This is a genomic window from Rhodococcus ruber, from assembly GCF_016804345.1.
GTDB lineage: Bacteria > Actinomycetota > Actinomycetes > Mycobacteriales > Mycobacteriaceae > Rhodococcus > Rhodococcus ruber.
In genome coordinates this window covers 2,675,933-2,691,583 of record NZ_CP044211.1, presented here as the reverse complement: position 1 = coordinate 2,691,583, position 15,651 = coordinate 2,675,933, and the positions used below count along the sequence as shown (strand labels likewise).

At 71.3% G+C, this 15,651-nt stretch carries 12 protein-coding genes; 7 read left to right on the top strand and 5 right to left on the bottom strand.

The window, feature by feature from the left end; genetic code table 11:
• Positions 1-3 precede the first annotated feature (3 nt).
• Positions 4-2,622 carry a bifunctional acetate--CoA ligase family protein/GNAT family N-acetyltransferase gene (locus F1734_RS12590; RefSeq protein WP_228287205.1) on the bottom strand — a complete coding sequence of 873 codons (2,619 nt, stop codon included), beginning with the start codon at positions 2,620-2,622 and terminating at the stop codon, positions 4-6.
• Positions 2,623-2,836: 214 nt separating this feature from the next.
• Positions 2,837-4,108, bottom strand: a complete 1,272-nt coding sequence (locus F1734_RS12585; protein WP_203011754.1) for an acetoin utilization protein AcuC — start codon at positions 4,106-4,108, stop codon at positions 2,837-2,839.
• Positions 4,109-4,258: 150 nt separating this feature from the next.
• Between F1734_RS12585 and F1734_RS12580 the strand changes: the two genes are divergently transcribed.
• Positions 4,259-4,945: an iron-dependent transcriptional repressor DtxR gene (locus tag F1734_RS12580; protein WP_010592606.1), complete on the top strand. Its 687-nt coding sequence runs from the start codon at positions 4,259-4,261 to the stop codon at positions 4,943-4,945.
• Between the two features lie 52 nt (positions 4,946-4,997).
• Positions 4,998-5,990, top strand: a complete 993-nt coding sequence (gene galE, locus F1734_RS12575; protein ID WP_026137735.1) for a UDP-glucose 4-epimerase GalE — start codon at positions 4,998-5,000, stop codon at positions 5,988-5,990.
• Positions 5,991-6,000: 10 nt separating this feature from the next.
• On the opposite strand, the gene F1734_RS12570 is transcribed toward galE, so the two are convergent.
• Entirely contained in the window at positions 6,001-7,134 is a 1,134-nt protein-coding gene (locus F1734_RS12570; RefSeq protein ID WP_040271114.1) for a DUF4192 domain-containing protein, read from the bottom strand.
• A 164-nt stretch (positions 7,135-7,298) separates the two neighbouring features.
• The gene (locus F1734_RS12565) at positions 7,299-8,057 is read right to left on the bottom strand and encodes a sensor domain-containing protein (RefSeq protein WP_203011753.1); all 759 of its coding nucleotides are present in this window, start codon (positions 8,055-8,057) and stop codon (positions 7,299-7,301) included.
• A gap of 138 nt (positions 8,058-8,195) precedes the next feature.
• On the opposite strand from F1734_RS12565, the gene F1734_RS12560 reads away from it, so the two are divergent.
• The 5 genes from F1734_RS12560 to F1734_RS12540 all read left to right on the top strand — a co-directional run bounded on the left by F1734_RS12560 (position 8,196) and on the right by F1734_RS12540 (position 15,185).
• Complete coding sequence (locus F1734_RS12560) at positions 8,196-9,149, top strand: proteasome assembly chaperone family protein (RefSeq protein ID WP_140188555.1); 954 nt, start codon at positions 8,196-8,198, stop codon at positions 9,147-9,149.
• Positions 9,150-9,331: 182 nt separating this feature from the next.
• The gene (locus tag F1734_RS12555) at positions 9,332-10,369 is read left to right on the top strand and encodes an alpha/beta fold hydrolase (protein WP_010592612.1); all 1,038 of its coding nucleotides are present in this window, start codon (positions 9,332-9,334) and stop codon (positions 10,367-10,369) included.
• 108 nt (positions 10,370-10,477) lie between these two features.
• Complete coding sequence (locus F1734_RS12550) at positions 10,478-12,982, top strand: DEAD/DEAH box helicase (RefSeq protein WP_017680653.1); 2,505 nt, start codon at positions 10,478-10,480, stop codon at positions 12,980-12,982.
• A 3-nt stretch (positions 12,983-12,985) separates the two neighbouring features.
• On the top strand, positions 12,986-14,428 hold the full coding sequence (locus tag F1734_RS12545) for an amidohydrolase (RefSeq protein ID WP_017680654.1): 1,443 nt from the start codon (positions 12,986-12,988) through the stop codon (positions 14,426-14,428).
• Between the two features lie 4 nt (positions 14,429-14,432).
• On the top strand, positions 14,433-15,185 hold the full coding sequence (locus F1734_RS12540) for a LysR family substrate-binding domain-containing protein (RefSeq protein WP_017680655.1): 753 nt from the start codon (positions 14,433-14,435) through the stop codon (positions 15,183-15,185).
• Between the two features lie 77 nt (positions 15,186-15,262).
• Here the strand turns inward: F1734_RS12540 and F1734_RS12535 are convergent, their stop codons facing one another.
• Positions 15,263-15,640, bottom strand: coding sequence for a VOC family protein (locus F1734_RS12535; RefSeq protein WP_040271111.1), 378 nt, complete (start codon positions 15,638-15,640; stop codon positions 15,263-15,265).
• Between the last annotated feature and the right edge of the window lie 11 nt (positions 15,641-15,651).

Genomic DNA, 15,651 nt, shown 5'->3' with positions numbered 1-15,651 from the left:
CGTTCAACGCAGCCGGCGCGGGCCGAGGTCGAGTGGGTGCGGCTCGGGACCGATCCGCAGGTGCGCGTCGGTGAGCTCGGCGCCGGTGGGGGACGCGAGGACCGGTTCGCACGCGATCTCCCGTACCTCCGGTAGGTCGTCGGCAAGGGCGGAGATGCGCTGGACCAGGTCGACGAGTGCCGCCTTGCTGACCGGTTCGGTGTTGCGGTAGCCGGACAGCAGTGGCGCCGCCTTGGGGGCGTCGATCAGCTCGACGGCCTCGTCCTCGGTGACCGGCAGGACCCGGAAGGCGCGGTCGCCGAGCAGGTCGGAGATGACTCCGGCCAGACCGAACGAGATCAGCGACCCGAACGACGGGTCGTCCTGGACCTGCACGACGCATCCGATGCCCTTGGTGGCCATCTTCTGCACGTGCAGCAACGGCTCCCCCGAGACCGCGGCGAGGTCTCGGTACGCGATCCGCACCGCCTCGGGTCCGAGCAGATCCAGCCGCACACCGCTCAGGTCCGGCCGGTGCCGCCAGTGGGCGCCGGTGGCCTTCACCGCGACGGGAAACCCGATCTCCTCCGCGGCGGCGACGGCTTCCTCGGCAGTGGTCACCGCCCGGAACTCCGCGATGTGCACGCCGTAGCACGCGAGCAGGAGTGCGGCCTCGGTGTCCGAGAGCCAGCGCCCCTCCGGCGACGTCGCGAGCCACCCCTCGACGAGGGTGCGGGCCTTCTCTGCGTCGATGCCCGCCGGGCGGACGACCTGGGAGGCGGGACGGCTGCGCCACTTGGCATACCGCCATGCCCGGGCCAGCGCGAGGGCCGCCCGCTCGGGACCCGGATACGAGGGCACCGAACCTCGGGTGGGGTGACCGTCGGGTCCGCGCACCGCGAGGACGTCGGGCAGGCCCTCGGTGGCGAGGAACGTCGTGAGCACCGGCTTGTCGGTGCCGGCAACGGCGTCGCGCAGGGCCTGCGCGTACGGCTCGACCGTCACGGCGACCGGCGGTACGAACACTGCGATCACCGCGTCGACATCGGTGGATTCGAGTGCGTGGGTGACGGCCGCCGCGAACTGCTGTGGGGACGCCGCGGCCCCCAGATCGACGGGTTCGCCGACGTGCAGGCCCTCACTCCGGGCGGCGTCGACGGCGAGCACACCCAGCGCCGTGGAGTTGCCCACCACCGCGACGCGCGGGCCGGCCGGCAGCGGCTGATAGCCGAACAACAGGGCCGAATCGAACAACTGGGAGATCGAACCCACCTGCACGACCCCGGCCTGCTCGAACAGGTCCCGCACGATGGTGTCGTCCATTTCCCCCGTCCGGGCGGCCAGGACGGGGGGCACGGCGTGCCGACCGCTCTTGACGGCGACGATCGGCTTGCTGCGAGCCACGCGCCGGGCGATGCGCGAGAACTTGCGCGGATTGCCGAAGCTCTCGAGGTACAGCAGCACCACCTCGGTGGCCGGATCGGTGTCCCAGTACTGCAGCAGGTCGTTGCCCGACAGGTCGGCGCGGTTGCCGGCGGAGACGAACGAGGACAGGCCGACGCCGGTCTTGGCGGCCTCGTCGAGGATCGCGATGCCCAGCGCGCCGGACTGGCAGAAGAAGCCGACGTTGCCGGCCGCGGGCAGCACGGGCGCGAGGGTGGCGTTGAGACGGACCTCGGGGTCGTTGTTGGCGACACCGAGGGCGTTCGGACCGATCAGCCGCATGCCGTGTGCCCGTGCCGCGTGCGCGAGGCGGCGTTCCGCGGCCCGGCCTTCCGGTCCGGTCTCGCCGAAGCCGGACGACACGACGAGCAGCGCCTTGACGCCCTTGGCGAGGCAGTCGTCGAGCACCGCGTCGATGGCCTCGGCCGGGACCGCCGCGATCGCGAGGTCGATGTCGTCGGGGATGTCGCGGACGGTCGGATAGGCCCGCACGCCGCGCACCGAGCGGTGCTCGGCGTTGACCGGATAGACCGGGCCGGTGAAGCCGCTGCGCAGCATGTTGACCAGGACCGCGTTACCGACCTTGCGACTGTCGGTGGACGCGCCGATGACGGCGGCGCTGCCCGGGCTGAGCAGGTTGCGGACGCTCCGCGCCTCGGCGGCCCGTTCGCGGGCATTGCGTACCGACACCAGCGCCTCGGTGGGGTCGATGGCGAATTCGAGCCGCACCACGCCGCCCTCGAAACTACGGCTGACCTGGTATCCGGCCTCGCGGAACACCGTGACCATGTTGCGGTTCTCGGCGAGTACCTCCGCGACGAAGGTGTGGATGCCGTTCTCGGCGGCGGCGCCTGCCAGGTGCTCGAGCAGGATGGGGCCGAGACCGCGGCCCTGATGCGCGTCGGCGACGGTGAAGGCGACCTCGGCGGACAGGCCGTCGCCCTCGGGCAGTCCCTCGTAGCGGCCGACCGCGATGATCTCCCCGCCGAGCAGGGCCACGAAGGCGACCCGGCGGTGGTGGTCGACCACGGTGAAGTTGAACAGGTCCCGTTTCGACATCGTCGGGTAGGGACCGAAGTAGCGAAGGTAGCGGGTGCGCTCCGAGAGTTTGCTGTGGAAATCCACGAGCAGGTCCGCGTCCTCGGGGACGATGGGCCGCAGGTGCACGGCCTTCCCGTCGGAGGCCAGGACGTCCGCCACCCAGTGCTTGGGGTAGTTCCGCGCGACGGCGAGTGCCCGCTCCCGGGCGGCGTCCTTCTCCGCCTGGGCGCGCGCTGCGGCGTCGGCCTGCGTGCCGGCGGGTGCGTCGCCGTCGGGCGTCTGTCCCGCGGGGCCGTGAGGCGTGCCCTCGGATGCGGTGCTCTCGGATGCTGTGCTCTCGGATGCTGTGCTCTCGGATGCTGTGCTCTCGGATTCAGTCACGCGGGTCCTCCGGGTCCAGGCCGAGCAGCGGGAAGCAGGCCCGACGGGTGGCGACGATGGCCGAGTCGACTCGGCTGAGGGCACGATCGAACGAGGCGACGCCGGTCTCGGGGGTGCCGCCGGGACCGTCCCACGGCAGATACGCCACGTCGCCGCCCTCCCCCATCACGGTCGGCAGATCGACCCCCGGTGCCATCGCAGCGACCCGCTCCCGCCATTCGCCGGGAATCGGCGTAGCGGGGTCGATCTCGCGGTCGAGCACGGCGGCGATCAGGTGGGTCCACGATCGCGGTACCACCCGCACCAGCCCGTAGCCACCCCCTCCGACGGCGAGCCACCGGCCCTCGCAGTGCCGGTCCGCGAGTTCACGCATCGCCAGGTACGCCGCGCGTTGACCGTCGACGGTCAACGAGAGGTCGGCCAGCGGATCCTCCCGGTGGCTGTCGGCGCCGCACTGGCTGATGATGATCTGCGGCCGGAACGCGGCGACCGCCGCGGGGACGACGGCGTGGAACGCGCGCAGCCACAGGGCGTCGACGGTGCCGGGCAGGACCGGCAGGTTGACCGCGGTGCCCTCGGCGGCACCGGTACCGATCTCGCTGGACCAGCCGGTGTTCGGCCACAGCGTCGCGGGGTGCTGGTGGACGGAGACGGTGAGCACCCGGGGATCGCCGAGGAACGCGTGCTGCACTCCGTCGCCGTGGTGGGCGTCGACATCGAGGTAGGCGATCCGGTCGAAGCCGTTGTCGAGGAGCCACGAGATCGCGATGGCGGCGTCGTTGTAGACGCAGAATCCGGCGGCCCAGTCGGCCATCGCGTGGTGCATCCCGCCGCCGATGCTCACCGCCCGCCGGGTGCGGCCGGCCGAGATCTCGCGCGCGGCCGCGAGGGTGCCGCCCGCGAGGACGGCGCTCGCCTCGTGCATGCGCGGGAAGATCGGGTTGTCCTCGGTGCCGAGACCGTGCGGGGCCTCCGGTCCGGCGGTCGAGCCGGGAGGCAGGTTGCCGGCGTGCTTGACGGCCTCGACGTAGGCGGGGGTGTGGATGCGCAGCAGATCGGCGTCGGTCGCGGCCGGCGGGCGCAGGGTCTCCACCCCCTCGAGCAGGCCGAGACCCCGGGACAACGCCATCGTGAGATCGAGCCGGGTGGGGTTCATCGGGTGGGACGGACCCCACCGGTAGTCGAGGTAGTCCGGACTCCACACCACCACTCGGTCGCCGCTCGGATGTGTCGGATCGCCCGTCGCGGCGGAGGTCGTGGTCATGGCCACAAAGCTACTGCGCCGCTCCGGGTGACGCGAGTGCCCGAAGACCTCGGCGTGCCCACCGCCCGCCGCGCCGGGCGGGGCCGCTCGGGGTTCACCCGCCGGGGGTTTCGCCCGGTTAGAATCGGCCGCAGACGAAGGGGTGTGAGAGTGAAGGACCTGGTCGATACCACGGAGATGTACCTCCGGACGATCTACGACTTGGAGGAAGAGGGCGTCGTGCCGCTGCGTGCGCGCATCGCCGAACGCCTGGAGCAGAGCGGCCCGACTGTGAGTCAGACCGTCGCCCGGATGGAGCGGGACGGGCTGCTGCGGGTGGCGGGCGACCGGCACCTCGAGCTGACCGAGAAGGGCCGCGATCTGGCGGTGTCGGTCATGCGCAAGCATCGGCTCGCCGAGCGGCTGCTCGTGGACGTGATCGGCCTCGACTGGGAGAACGTGCACGCCGAGGCCTGCCGCTGGGAACACGTGATGAGCGAGGAGGTCGAGCGCCGCCTCGTCGAGGTGCTGCACAACCCCACGACGTCGCCGTACGGCAACCCCATCCCCGGACTGGACCAGCTCGGCCTGGACCGGCCGGTGGCGGCGGACGAGCCGCTGGTCCGGCTCACCGAGATTCCGCCGGGTAAGCCGACCGCCGTGGTCGTGCGACGGCTCGCCGAATACGTGCAGTCCGATCACGAGGTGATCGGCCGGCTGCGGGAGGCGGGGATCGTGCCCGACGCACGCGTTACAGTCGAGACGAAGCCTGGGTCGGTGGTCATCAACGTGCCCGGCCACGACGGCTTCGAACTTTCCGACGAAATGGCCCACGCGGTGCAGGTGAAGCAGGTCTGAGGCAGGCCCGTTCGCCGGCCCTGCGCGGGCCGGCGAAGAAGGGGCGCACAGCGTGAGGCTTCTGGTGACCGGCGGCGCCGGGTATGTGGGCAGCGTCTGCAGCACGGTGCTGCTCGAGCAGGGACACGAGGTGGTGGTCCTCGACGATCTGTCCACCGGCAACGCCGACGCCGTGCCGGCCGGCGCGGAGTTCGTCGAGGGCGACATCGCCACCGCCGCCGCGACGGTGCTCGGCGACGGCGCTCGGCCCCGATTCGACGGTGTGCTGCATTTCGCGGCGCAGTCGCTGGTCGGCGAGTCCGTCGAACAGCCGGACAAGTACTGGCACGGCAACGTCGTCGCGACCCTCGCCCTGCTCGACGCGATCCGGCGATCGGGAACTCCGCGGCTGGTGTTCTCGTCGACGGCGGCGACGTACGGCGAACCGGAGCAGGTCCCGATCACCGAGGACGCCCCCGCCCGTCCCACCAACCCGTACGGCGCCACGAAACTCGCCATCGACCATGCGATCTCGTCCTACACGCGGGCCTACGGGCTGGCCGCGACGAGCCTGCGTTACTTCAACGTCGCGGGTGCGTACCACGGCGCCGGGGAGAACCGCGTGGTCGAGACCCACCTGATTCCGCTCGTGCTGCAGGTGGCCCTCGGCCAGCGCGAGCACATCTCGGTGTTCGGCACCGACTGGCCGACCAAGGACGGTACGGCGGTGCGGGACTACATCCATGTCAAGGACCTCGCCGACGCCCATCTTCTGGCACTGGAGTCCGCCCGTCCCGGCGAACACGCCGTCTACAACCTCGGCAGCGGTGAGGGTTTCACCGTCCGGGAGGTCATCGAGGCGTGTCGCCGGGTGACGGGGCTGCCTATCACGGTCGTCGACGCCGCCCGGCGTGCCGGGGACCCGGCCGTGCTGATCGCCTCGAGCCGCCGCGCCGTCGAGGAACTGGGCTGGAAGCCGCAGCACACGAGCCTCGACGAGATCGTCACCGACGCGTGGGCCTACCTGCAGGGGCTCGGCGACCGGTCGCACGCGGCACGGCGCTGAGCGGCCGAGGTCACGCCGCCGGCTCCGGCGGGGGCATTCGCACCCCGAGCCGCGCGGCGATCTCGTAGCCGGTGTCGGCGAGACCGCGCACGGTGTGCGGCCGCAACCCGGCCTGCAGGGCCTGGTCGAGAAGGTCGGCCAGCCGGTGCCGCGGATTCGATTCGAGTGCGACACCCAAAGCGACCCCGGCGAGCGGCCCGTCGCCACGTACGTATGCGCTGTAGCCGACGAGAGCGGCGGCCTCGGCTCGTTCCGGGTCCGGGAGACGCCGGGTGAGCGCGATCCACAATCGTTCGGCAGTGTCGGACTCGGCACCCGTCGCGAGGGCCATCACCGCGTCCCGCACGGTCGAGTTCGACAGCAGGACTGCGAGTTCGGCGAGTTCGGGGGCGAGCAGTTCGGCGCCGTCGCCGTGCCGGGCGATGTGACTCAGGACGGCCTCGAGTTCCTGACGGTCGGCGCGCTCGCGGCCGCCGGCACGGACGGCGAGTTCGTAGGCGAGGTCGCGGGTGTCGATCGCCTCGTCGATGTGGTCGGCGACCTGCAGCCGTCCGGGCATCGGCACGGGGGCCAGCAGGTCGGCGAGTTCGGCGCGCGACCGTCGGATGGCTCCGCCCTCGAAGACCCGAGCGGCGGCGACGGGTGAGGCCTGCGGGTCCGGCACCGTCCCGTGCACGCCGCCGACGAGCGCGAACCATGTCTTGCCACAGGCGACTTCGGAGACGGCGTGGGCGCCGGCGATGCGGATCCCGTGACGATCGAGACGGACGGCGAAGTCGTCGAGCAAGCGGCAGGCTGCGGCGACGGCGGGGGCGTCCGGATGGTCGAGGCGGTCGTCGACGAGGACGACGAGCACGGCGTCGGCGCCCTCCCGGTCGCAGAGCGCACCGAACCGCTCGAAGACGTCACGCATCGCGGCCGGTACCGGATCGTCCTCGCCGGGAGGCAGCATCAGGTCGTGGCGCATGACGGCGCCGACGGCCGCGGACCGGGCGCCGTCGCGTCCGCCACCCGCGTCGGACGCGAGACTCAGCACGATCAGCGACCGCGCGGGAAGGAAGCCGAGCATGGCCGGCACGGCGGCGATCAGTTCACCCGGATCGGTGAGTCGCAGCGGGCGGGGCGAGGAAGTCGATGTGGTCATGGCCCGACTGTCCCCGACGGTCCGCGCCCCCGGAGACCGTGCGACCCGGATTCGCCGAATCTGGGGACGAACGCCCCGGTTGTGGACAACTACGGCGGTTGCGGGAGTCCGGACCGCCCGTTGTCGGCGGGCGCTGGTAGCGTGCCGCGCTCGAGCGACTGCACTCAGGCGGCGCGAACACGCTCCACGCTCGCGTCGAAGACCCGGGTGAGGCCGCCGGTGTCGGCGGGCCCGGCACCGAAGGACATGTAGGTCACCAGCACCCGCACGTCGCCGAGCTGGGCGATGCGGCTGGTCATCGACTGGGTGACCACCTCCCGGCCCTCCCCCGACCGGACGGTCCGGGTGAAGGCGAGGGTCTCGACCCCCGGGGGCGCCGGGGGCGCCGACGGGTCGAGCGTGGTGGTCACGGTGGCGGTGACGCCCCGGCGGGTCGCCGCGACGACGGGGCATTCGACGAGATGCTCGCGGTAGGCGGCCAGCTCGTCGGTGACGGCGACGAGTTCCACCGAGATGGTGGCCCGGCTGTCGTTGTCCGTGCCGACCACCATCGCGGTCCCGTCCGGGCCGAAATTCTGCGGCGGTGGCAGGCAGCCGGGTGGATCCACCTTGGCACCCTCGGGCACGCCCGTGAGATCGGGAGCGGCCTGGGCGACCGCCTGCGGCGGGAGTACCACCGCGTCGTACGGCTCGGGGAACTCCTCGGGGGGCAGCAGCAGTTCGGCGAGGGGGCGGCTCGCGGTCGCGGCGTCGCCCGTGGTGGCCAGCGCGGCCGGCTCGGGCTGGGGTGTCCCGCCGACGGTCGACGAGCACCCGGCGGCGAGCAGCAGCACCGCGCCGAACGCGGTGGCGCCCAGCCGGCGGCCGGGGGCCGGGGGGCGGCGCGACGGCCGGACGTCGTCTCCTGCGCTGTGGGGTGCCACCGGACCTCCGCTGTCGCGTTCCGCCGGGTCGCGCCCCGGCGGAAGCTGATCATCAGTTCAACTAGACTCGAACTCCACCATGCCACGCCGGGGACCCGGCGGTATCACGGCGCCCCGGATCGAACGGAGGATGTTCGCATGGACGACCAGTCCCGCATGTACGAGCTCGAGTTCCCTGCGCCCCGGTTGACGTCCGCGGACGGCGAGGGCCCCGTCCTGGTGCACGGCCTCGAAGGGTTCGCCGACGCGGGGCATGCGGTACGGCTCGCCACCACACACCTGCGGGAGAGCCTCGAAAGCGAGCTCGTCGCGTCGTTCGCCGTGGACGAGCTGATCGACTACCGGTCCCGGCGCCCGACCATGACGTTCAAGGCCGATCACTTCTCGGATTACGCCGCCCCGGAACTCAACCTGTACGCCCTGATCGACACCGCCGGTACTCCCTTCCTGCTTCTCGCCGGCGCGGAGCCCGACCTGAAATGGGAGCGGTTCATCACCGCGGTGCGCCTGCTGGCCGAGCAGTTCGGCGTCCGGCGCACGATCGGGATCAGCGCGATCCCGATGGCGATTCCCCACACCCGCCCACTGGGCGTGACCGCGCACTCGACGAACAAGGACCTGATCGCCGATCACCATCGCTGGACGGGCGAACTGCAGGTGCCGGCGGGGGTGTCGTCACTGCTCGAGCTGCGGATGGCGCAGCACGGTCACGAGTCGGTGGGGTTCTCGGTCCACGTGCCGCACTACCTGGCACAGACCGACTATCCGGGTGCCGCCGAGACGCTGCTCGAGAACGTCGCCGAAGCCGGGGGCCTCGGGCTGCCCCTGGCCGCGCTCGGCGAAGCCGCCGCGCGCGTGCGCGAGCAGATCGACGAGCACATCGCCCAGAACGAGGAAGTGCGGGCGGTGGTCCGGGGACTCGAGCGGCAGTACGACAGCTATGTCGCCGCGCAGGAGCAGCAGGCTGCCCAGCTGCCGACGGACGAGAATCTGCCGACCGGCGAGGAGATCGGCGCCGAGTTCGAACGTTTCCTCGCCGAGTACGAGGATCGCGGCGGAAACGGGCCGGGTGAGGCGGAACCGCCCGCCTGACCGGGTTCGAATCGCCGCCGGTCCGACCCCTGATCATTACTCTCTCGTTACCTTTGACGTTGTGCAGGTCACATACAGTCAGTACGCTCGGTTCGACGAGTTGAGCGGAAGGGTCGGGCCGGCGACGGTCCGGCGCCTCGGACGACACAGGTCGACGAGGATCCGGCGGTCAGGAGACGCACATGGGTTCATCACGCACACGCACGCTCCGGCCGGTACCGGATGCGGAGACTCGGGTGGTCTTCCGGACCATCCACGGTTACCGCCGCGCGTTCCGGCTCGCCGGCGACGGGCCCGCGCTGCTGCTGATCCACGGGATCGGCGACAACTCCTCGACCTGGCAGGAAGTCATCCCGCACCTGGCCCGTAAGTACACCGTCATCGCCCCGGACCTGCTCGGCCACGGCCGCTCCGACAAGCCCCGCGCCGACTATTCGGTCGCCGCGTACGCCAACGGGGTCCGAGATCTGCTGTCGGTCCTGGGTATCGAGCACGTCACGGTGGTCGGGCATTCCCTCGGCGGCGGCGTCGCGATGCAGTTCGCGTACCAGTTCCCGCAGATGGTGGACCGGCTCATCCTGGTCTCGGCAGGCGGCGTCACCAAGGACGTCCATCCCGCCCTGCGCCTGCTGTCCATGCCGGGCCTGAGCGAGGTCCTCAAGCTGCTCCGGCTGCCGGGCGCGATGCCCGCGGTACGCGTCGCCGGCGGCCTGCTGGGGCAGTTGCACGACACGCCGCTGCGGCCGGGAGTCTTCCTGCACGACACGTCGGATCTGATCCGCGTCCTGAGCGGATTGCCCGATCCCACCGCCTACGAGGCGTTCCTGCGCACACTGCGGGCCGTCGTGGACTGGCGCGGGCAGGTGGTGACGATGCTCGACCGCTGTTACCTGACCGAGAACCTGCCCGTGCAGCTGATCTGGGGAGATCACGACAGCGTGATCCCGGTGAGCCACGGTTACCTGGCGCATTCGGCGATGCCGAATTCCCGGCTCGACGTCTTCCGCGGCGCCGGTCACTTCCCGTTCCGCGACGACCCCATCCGGTTCCTGCGGGTGGTCGAGGAGTTCCTCGACTCGACCGCGCCTCTCGTGTTCGACGAGGAGCGCTGGCGTGAGTTGCTGATCAACGGCGTCAGCGAGAGCCAGATCACCGGCGGCCCGGCCACCCGGCAGGCCGTGCTCGGTGCGATGGGCGCCGACGAGCGCAGCGCCACCTGAGCGCCCCGCCCACCGTGGCGAGCGGCGGACTCGACGGGGACGGGCGCCGCGGTCCGCGGCCGGCCGGCGCGTCGGCGCGGTCCCGCCGGCAACAACTAGCCTGGAGCGGTGCTGCTTCCGGAACTGATCCCCGACATCGTCGACGAGGACTCGTTGTTCGACGCCTTCACCGCCTTCACGACCGGGCGCGGCCTCTCGCTGTATCCGGCGCAGGAGGAGGCGCTGCTCGAACTGGTCTCCGGGTCGAACGTCATCCTCGCGACGCCCACCGGGTCGGGCAAGTCGATGGTCGCACTCGGTGCGCACTTCTTCGCCCTGGCCACCGGTAAGCGCACGTTCTACACGGCCCCGATCAAGGCCCTGGTCAGTGAGAAGTTCTTCGCGCTGTGCGAGGTGTTCGGCGCCGATCGGGTCGGGATGATGACCGGTGACGCCTCGGTGAACCCCGGCGCCCCGATCGTCTGCGCCACCGCCGAGATCGTCGCCAATCTGGCGCTGCGCGAGGGCGCCGACTCGGACATCGGCCAGGTGGTGATGGACGAGTTCCACTTCTACTCCGAGCCGGACCGTGGCTGGGCCTGGCAGGTGCCCCTCGTCGAGCTGCCCCGTGCGCAGTTCCTGTTGATGTCGGCGACCCTCGGCGACGTCACGTTCCTGCAGAAGGACCTGACCCGTCGCACCGGCCGCCCCACCACCGAGGTCTCCGGCTCCGAGCGGCCGGTGCCGCTGTCGTTCACCTATTCCCAGAAGCCGATCGGCGAAGAGATCGAGGAACTGGTCACCACCCATCAGGCCCCCGTCTACGTCGTCCACTTCACCCAGGCCGCCGCCCTGGAACGAGCGCAGGCCCTGACCAGCGTCAGCATGTGCTCCCGCGAGGAGAAGGAGGCGATCGCCGAGGCGATCGGCGCGTTCCGGTTCTCCACCGGTTTCGGCAGGACGCTCTCGCGGTTGGTGCGGCACGGTATCGGCGTGCACCACGCCGGGATGTTGCCGAAGTACCGGCGACTCGTCGAGCGGCTGGCCCAAGACGGCCTGCTCAAGGTCATCTGCGGCACCGACACGCTGGGCGTGGGCATCAACGTGCCCATCCGGACGGTGCTGCTGACCGGCCTGACGAAATTCGACGGCACCCGGACCCGGCAGCTCAAGGCCCGCGAGTTCCATCAGATCGCCGGCCGCGCCGGCCGCGCCGGGTTCGACACGATGGGCACCGTCGTGGTGCAGGCACCCGAGCACGAGATCGAGAACGTGCGGGCCCTCGCCAAGGCCGGTGACGACCCGAAGAAGCGCCGCAAGGTGCAGCGTAAGAAGGCTCCCGAAGGGTTCGTCTCGTGGGGCGAGGGCACGTTCGACAAGCTCGTCGCCGCCTCCCCCGAGCCCCTCACCTCGCGCTTCTCCGTGAGCAATTCCATGTTGCTGAACGTGATCGCCCGTCCGGGCAGCTGCTTCGAGGCGATGCGTCACCTGCTCGAGGACAACCACGAGACGCGCCCCGCCCAGCGCCGGCACATCCTCAAGGCGATCTCGCTGTATCGGGGGCTCGTGCAGGCCGGCGTGGTGCAGCAGCTCGACGAGCCCGACGAGTTCGGCCGGACGGCGCGACTGACGGTGGACCTGCAACGCGACTTCGCGCTGAACCAGCCCCTGTCGCCGTTCGCGCTCGCCGCGATCGAGCTGCTCGACATCGACTCCCCCACCTACGCGCTGGACGTGGTGTCCGTGATCGAGTCGACGCTCGACGATCCGCGGCAGATCCTCATGGCCCAGCAGCACGCCGCCCGAGGCGAGGCCGTGCAGCAGATGAAGGCCGACGGCATCGAATACGAGGAGCGGATGGAGCTCCTCGAGGAGATCACCTGGCCGAAGCCGCTCGCGGACCTGCTCGAGCCGGCCTTCGAGACGTACCGCACGGGGCACCCGTGGGTCTCGGAGTTCCCCCTGTCCCCCAAGTCGGTCGTGCGGGACATGGTCGAGCACACCATGACGTTCGCCGAACTGGTCGGCCACTACGGGCTGGCCCGCTCGGAGGGGCTGGTGCTGCGCTACCTCGCGGACGCCTACCGGGCCCTGCGCCAGACGGTTCCCGACGCGGCCCGCACCGAGGAACTCGAAGACCTCACCGAGTGGCTGGGCGAGCTGATCCGCCAGGTCGATTCGAGCCTGCTCGACGAGTGGGAGTCGCTGACCAATCCCGGCATCGAATCCGACGATCAGCAGGTGGCCTTCGGTGCGGACGTGCCCAAACCGATCTCGGCGAACCCACGGGCGTTCAAGGTGATGGTGCGCAACGCGATGTTCAAGCGGGTGGAACTGGCGTCGCGACGACGCTGGGACGCACTCGCCGGCCTCGGTGACGGACTCGAAGCGCAGGACTGGGCCGATCTCCTCGAACTGTACTTCGAGGAGTACGACGAGATCGGCACCGGTCCCGACGCGCGGGGCCCGCAGCTGTTCACCGTCGTCGAGGAGAAGGACCTGTGGCGGGTCCGGCAGACCCTGGCCGACCCCGAAGGCGACCACGGCTGGGCGCTGCTCGGCGAGGTGAACCTCGCCGAATCCGACGCGGCCGGCGAGGTCGTGTTCGACGAGTTCGAGATCGTCGAAGGCTGAGCCGTGCCGCCGCACCTCGTCCTGCGCAATGCCCGCACCGCCCCCGGCGCCGACCCGGTCGACCTGCCGATCACCGGCGACCGCGTCGTCTCCGATCCCGCGGGCGGCGCCGAGACCGTCGACGTCGGCGGACGACTGGTACTGCCGGGACTGTGGGACGCGCACGTGCACTTCGACCAGTGGGCCCTCACGCACGCCGCGCTCGACCTGTCGGGCGCGACGTCGGCCGCGCACGCGGTCGCGCTGGTGGCCGCCCGCCTGGTCGTCGACCCCGCTCCCGTCGTGGTCGCGCGCGGCTTTCGCGACGGGCTGTGGCCGGACGCACCCACCGCAGCGGTGCTCGATGCGATCGCCCCCGCCCGGCCGGTCGTCGCGCTCAGCGCGGACCTGCACTGCGCCTGGTTCAATACTTCTGCGCTACAACACTTCTCGCTGCACCCACATCCCACGGGATTGCTGCGCGAGAGCGAGTTCATGCCGCTGATGAACGACATCCAGCGCATGGACGCCGAGGTGCGCGACCGGCTCGTGGACGCCGCGGCCCGAGCGGCCGCGGCCCGGGGTGTCGTCGGGGTCGTCGACTTCGAGATCGCCGACAATCTGGCCGCCTGGTCACGCCGCATCGGCGCCGGGACGCGGTACCTGCGTGTCCGGTGCGGCATCTGGCCCCGGTGGCTCGGTGCCGCGATCGCGGCGGGAATGCGGACCGGCGACCCGGTGCCCGGCACGGCGGGTCTGGCGACGGTCGGTCCCGTGAAGGTGATCGTCGACGGGTCGCTCGGTACCCGCACCGCCTACTGCCACGAGCCGTATCCCGACGGCGAGCACGGGGTGCTGACGGTGCCTCCGGAACAACTCGAGCCGCTGATGCGCCACGCCCACGACCACGGGTTCGAGAGCGCAGTCCACGCGATCGGCGACCACGCGTGTGCGCACGTGCTCGACGCGTTCGCCGCCACCGGGGCACACGGCAGCGTGGAACACGCTCAGCTCGTGGCCGAGCGCGACGTCCCACGCTTCGCGCGGTCCGGTATCGCGGCGAGCATCCAGCCGGCGCACGTGTACGACGACGTGGACCTGGCCGAGCGGTACTGGCCCGGCCGGACGCACCGCTCGTTTCCGTACGCGACGCTCCACGCGGCGGGCGCGCGCCTCGTCCTCGGCTCCGACGCACCGGTCGCACCCCTCGATCCGTGGCGGACCCTGGCCGCCGCGATCGACCGCACCCTGCCCGACGGCCGCGTCTGGCACCGCGAGCAGGAACTGGATCTGCAGGTGGCGCTCGCAGCGTCCACCGGCGGCCGGACCCGCGTCACCGCCGGTGACGTCGCCGACCTCGTGGTGCTCGACGCGGACACGCTGCCCCGCTCCGGCGCGGAGCTGGCCGCGACGGCGGTGTGGGGCACGATGCTCGGCGGCCGTTGGACGCACGGGCCGCTAGCCTGAGCGGGTGAGCGAAGAGTCCGCCCCGGCGTTCCGGCTGGGCTACGTCCCCGGTGTCACCCCCGGGAAATGGGCGCGGGTGTGGGCGGAACGGATACCCGACGTCCCCCTGGAACTGGTACCGGTGGCGGCCGCGGCCGGCGAGAGCGCGGTGCGCGACGGCACGGTCGACGCCGCGGTGCTGCGATTGCCGCTGCCTCGCGACGGACTGTCGGTGATCAATCTCTACACCGAGACGTCGGTGGTGGTCGTGCCCGAAGACCATGCGGTCGCGGCAGTCGACGAACTGGACGTCGCGGATCTCGCGGAGGAAACGGTGCTGCACCCGCGCGACGACGTGCTGGACTGGGCGCGCCTGCCGGGACAGGAGGCGTTCGAGCGGCCGGCTACGACGGAGGCGGCCGTGTCGTACGTCGCCTCGGAGGTGGGGGTGCTGGTCGTGCCGCAGTCGTTGGCGCGGCTGTACCACCGCAAGGATCTGACGTATCGGCCGGTGACCGACGCCCCGCAGTCCCAGGTGGGACTGGTGTGGCCGTCGGAGCGGACCACCGAGCTGGTCGAGGAGTTCGTCGGGATCGTGCGGGGCCGCACCGCCAACAGCTCGCGGGGCCGGCAGGACGAATCCCAGCCGAAGCAGAAGCGGCGCGGGGAACGCCAGGGTTCGCAACCGAGGAAGGTCGTCGGCGACAAGAAGCCGAAGACCCGCCGCGGCAATGCGGGACGCCCGAAGAGCGCCGGACGTGCGCGGCGGCGTCGATAGCGGGTCCGGCGCGGTGACCGGTCTCGGAGCGGGGAGGCTGCAGGACACCGCGCGCAGAGCCCGGCGTATCCGGCGGCTCACCCCGAACGCACGAGGCAGAACACGTGGCCGCCCGGATCACGGTAGGTACGAAAGGTAGGGCTGGGATTGGGACCCGCGACGCGGGTCGCACCGTGCCGCAGGGCCCACGCCTCCGCGGCCTCGAGGTCGTCCACCTCGAGGTCCAGGTGCGCCTGCAACCGCACCCCGCCGTCCGGCCACGTCGACGGGGTGAATTCGGGTGCCAGCTGGAACGCCAGGCCCCCACCGGCAGGGGCACGCAACTGGACCCAGTCGTCGTCGGTGGCGGCGTCGTCGATGTCCCAGCCGAGCAGCGCGGCATAGAACGAGGCCAGCCCGGACGGATCCGGTGTGTCGAGGACGTAGACCTGCAGTGCGATGGCGGGGCGCGACATGGGCTCATGAT

Excerpts from the sequence above, each read along its gene's own strand:
- F1734_RS12560 (WP_140188555.1), top strand. The coding sequence starts at position 8,196 with ATGGACGACCAGTCCCGCATGTACGAGCTCGAGTTCCCTGCGCCCCGG.
- F1734_RS12570 (WP_040271114.1), bottom strand. The coding sequence starts at position 7,134 with ATGACCACATCGACTTCCTCGCCCCGCCCGCTGCGACTCACCGATCCG.
- F1734_RS12555 (WP_010592612.1), top strand. The coding sequence starts at position 9,332 with ATGGGTTCATCACGCACACGCACGCTCCGGCCGGTACCGGATGCGGAG.
- F1734_RS12585 (WP_203011754.1), bottom strand. The coding sequence starts at position 4,108 with ATGACCACGACCTCCGCCGCGACGGGCGATCCGACACATCCGAGCGGC.
- F1734_RS12535 (WP_040271111.1), bottom strand. The coding sequence starts at position 15,640 with ATGTCGCGCCCCGCCATCGCACTGCAGGTCTACGTCCTCGACACACCG.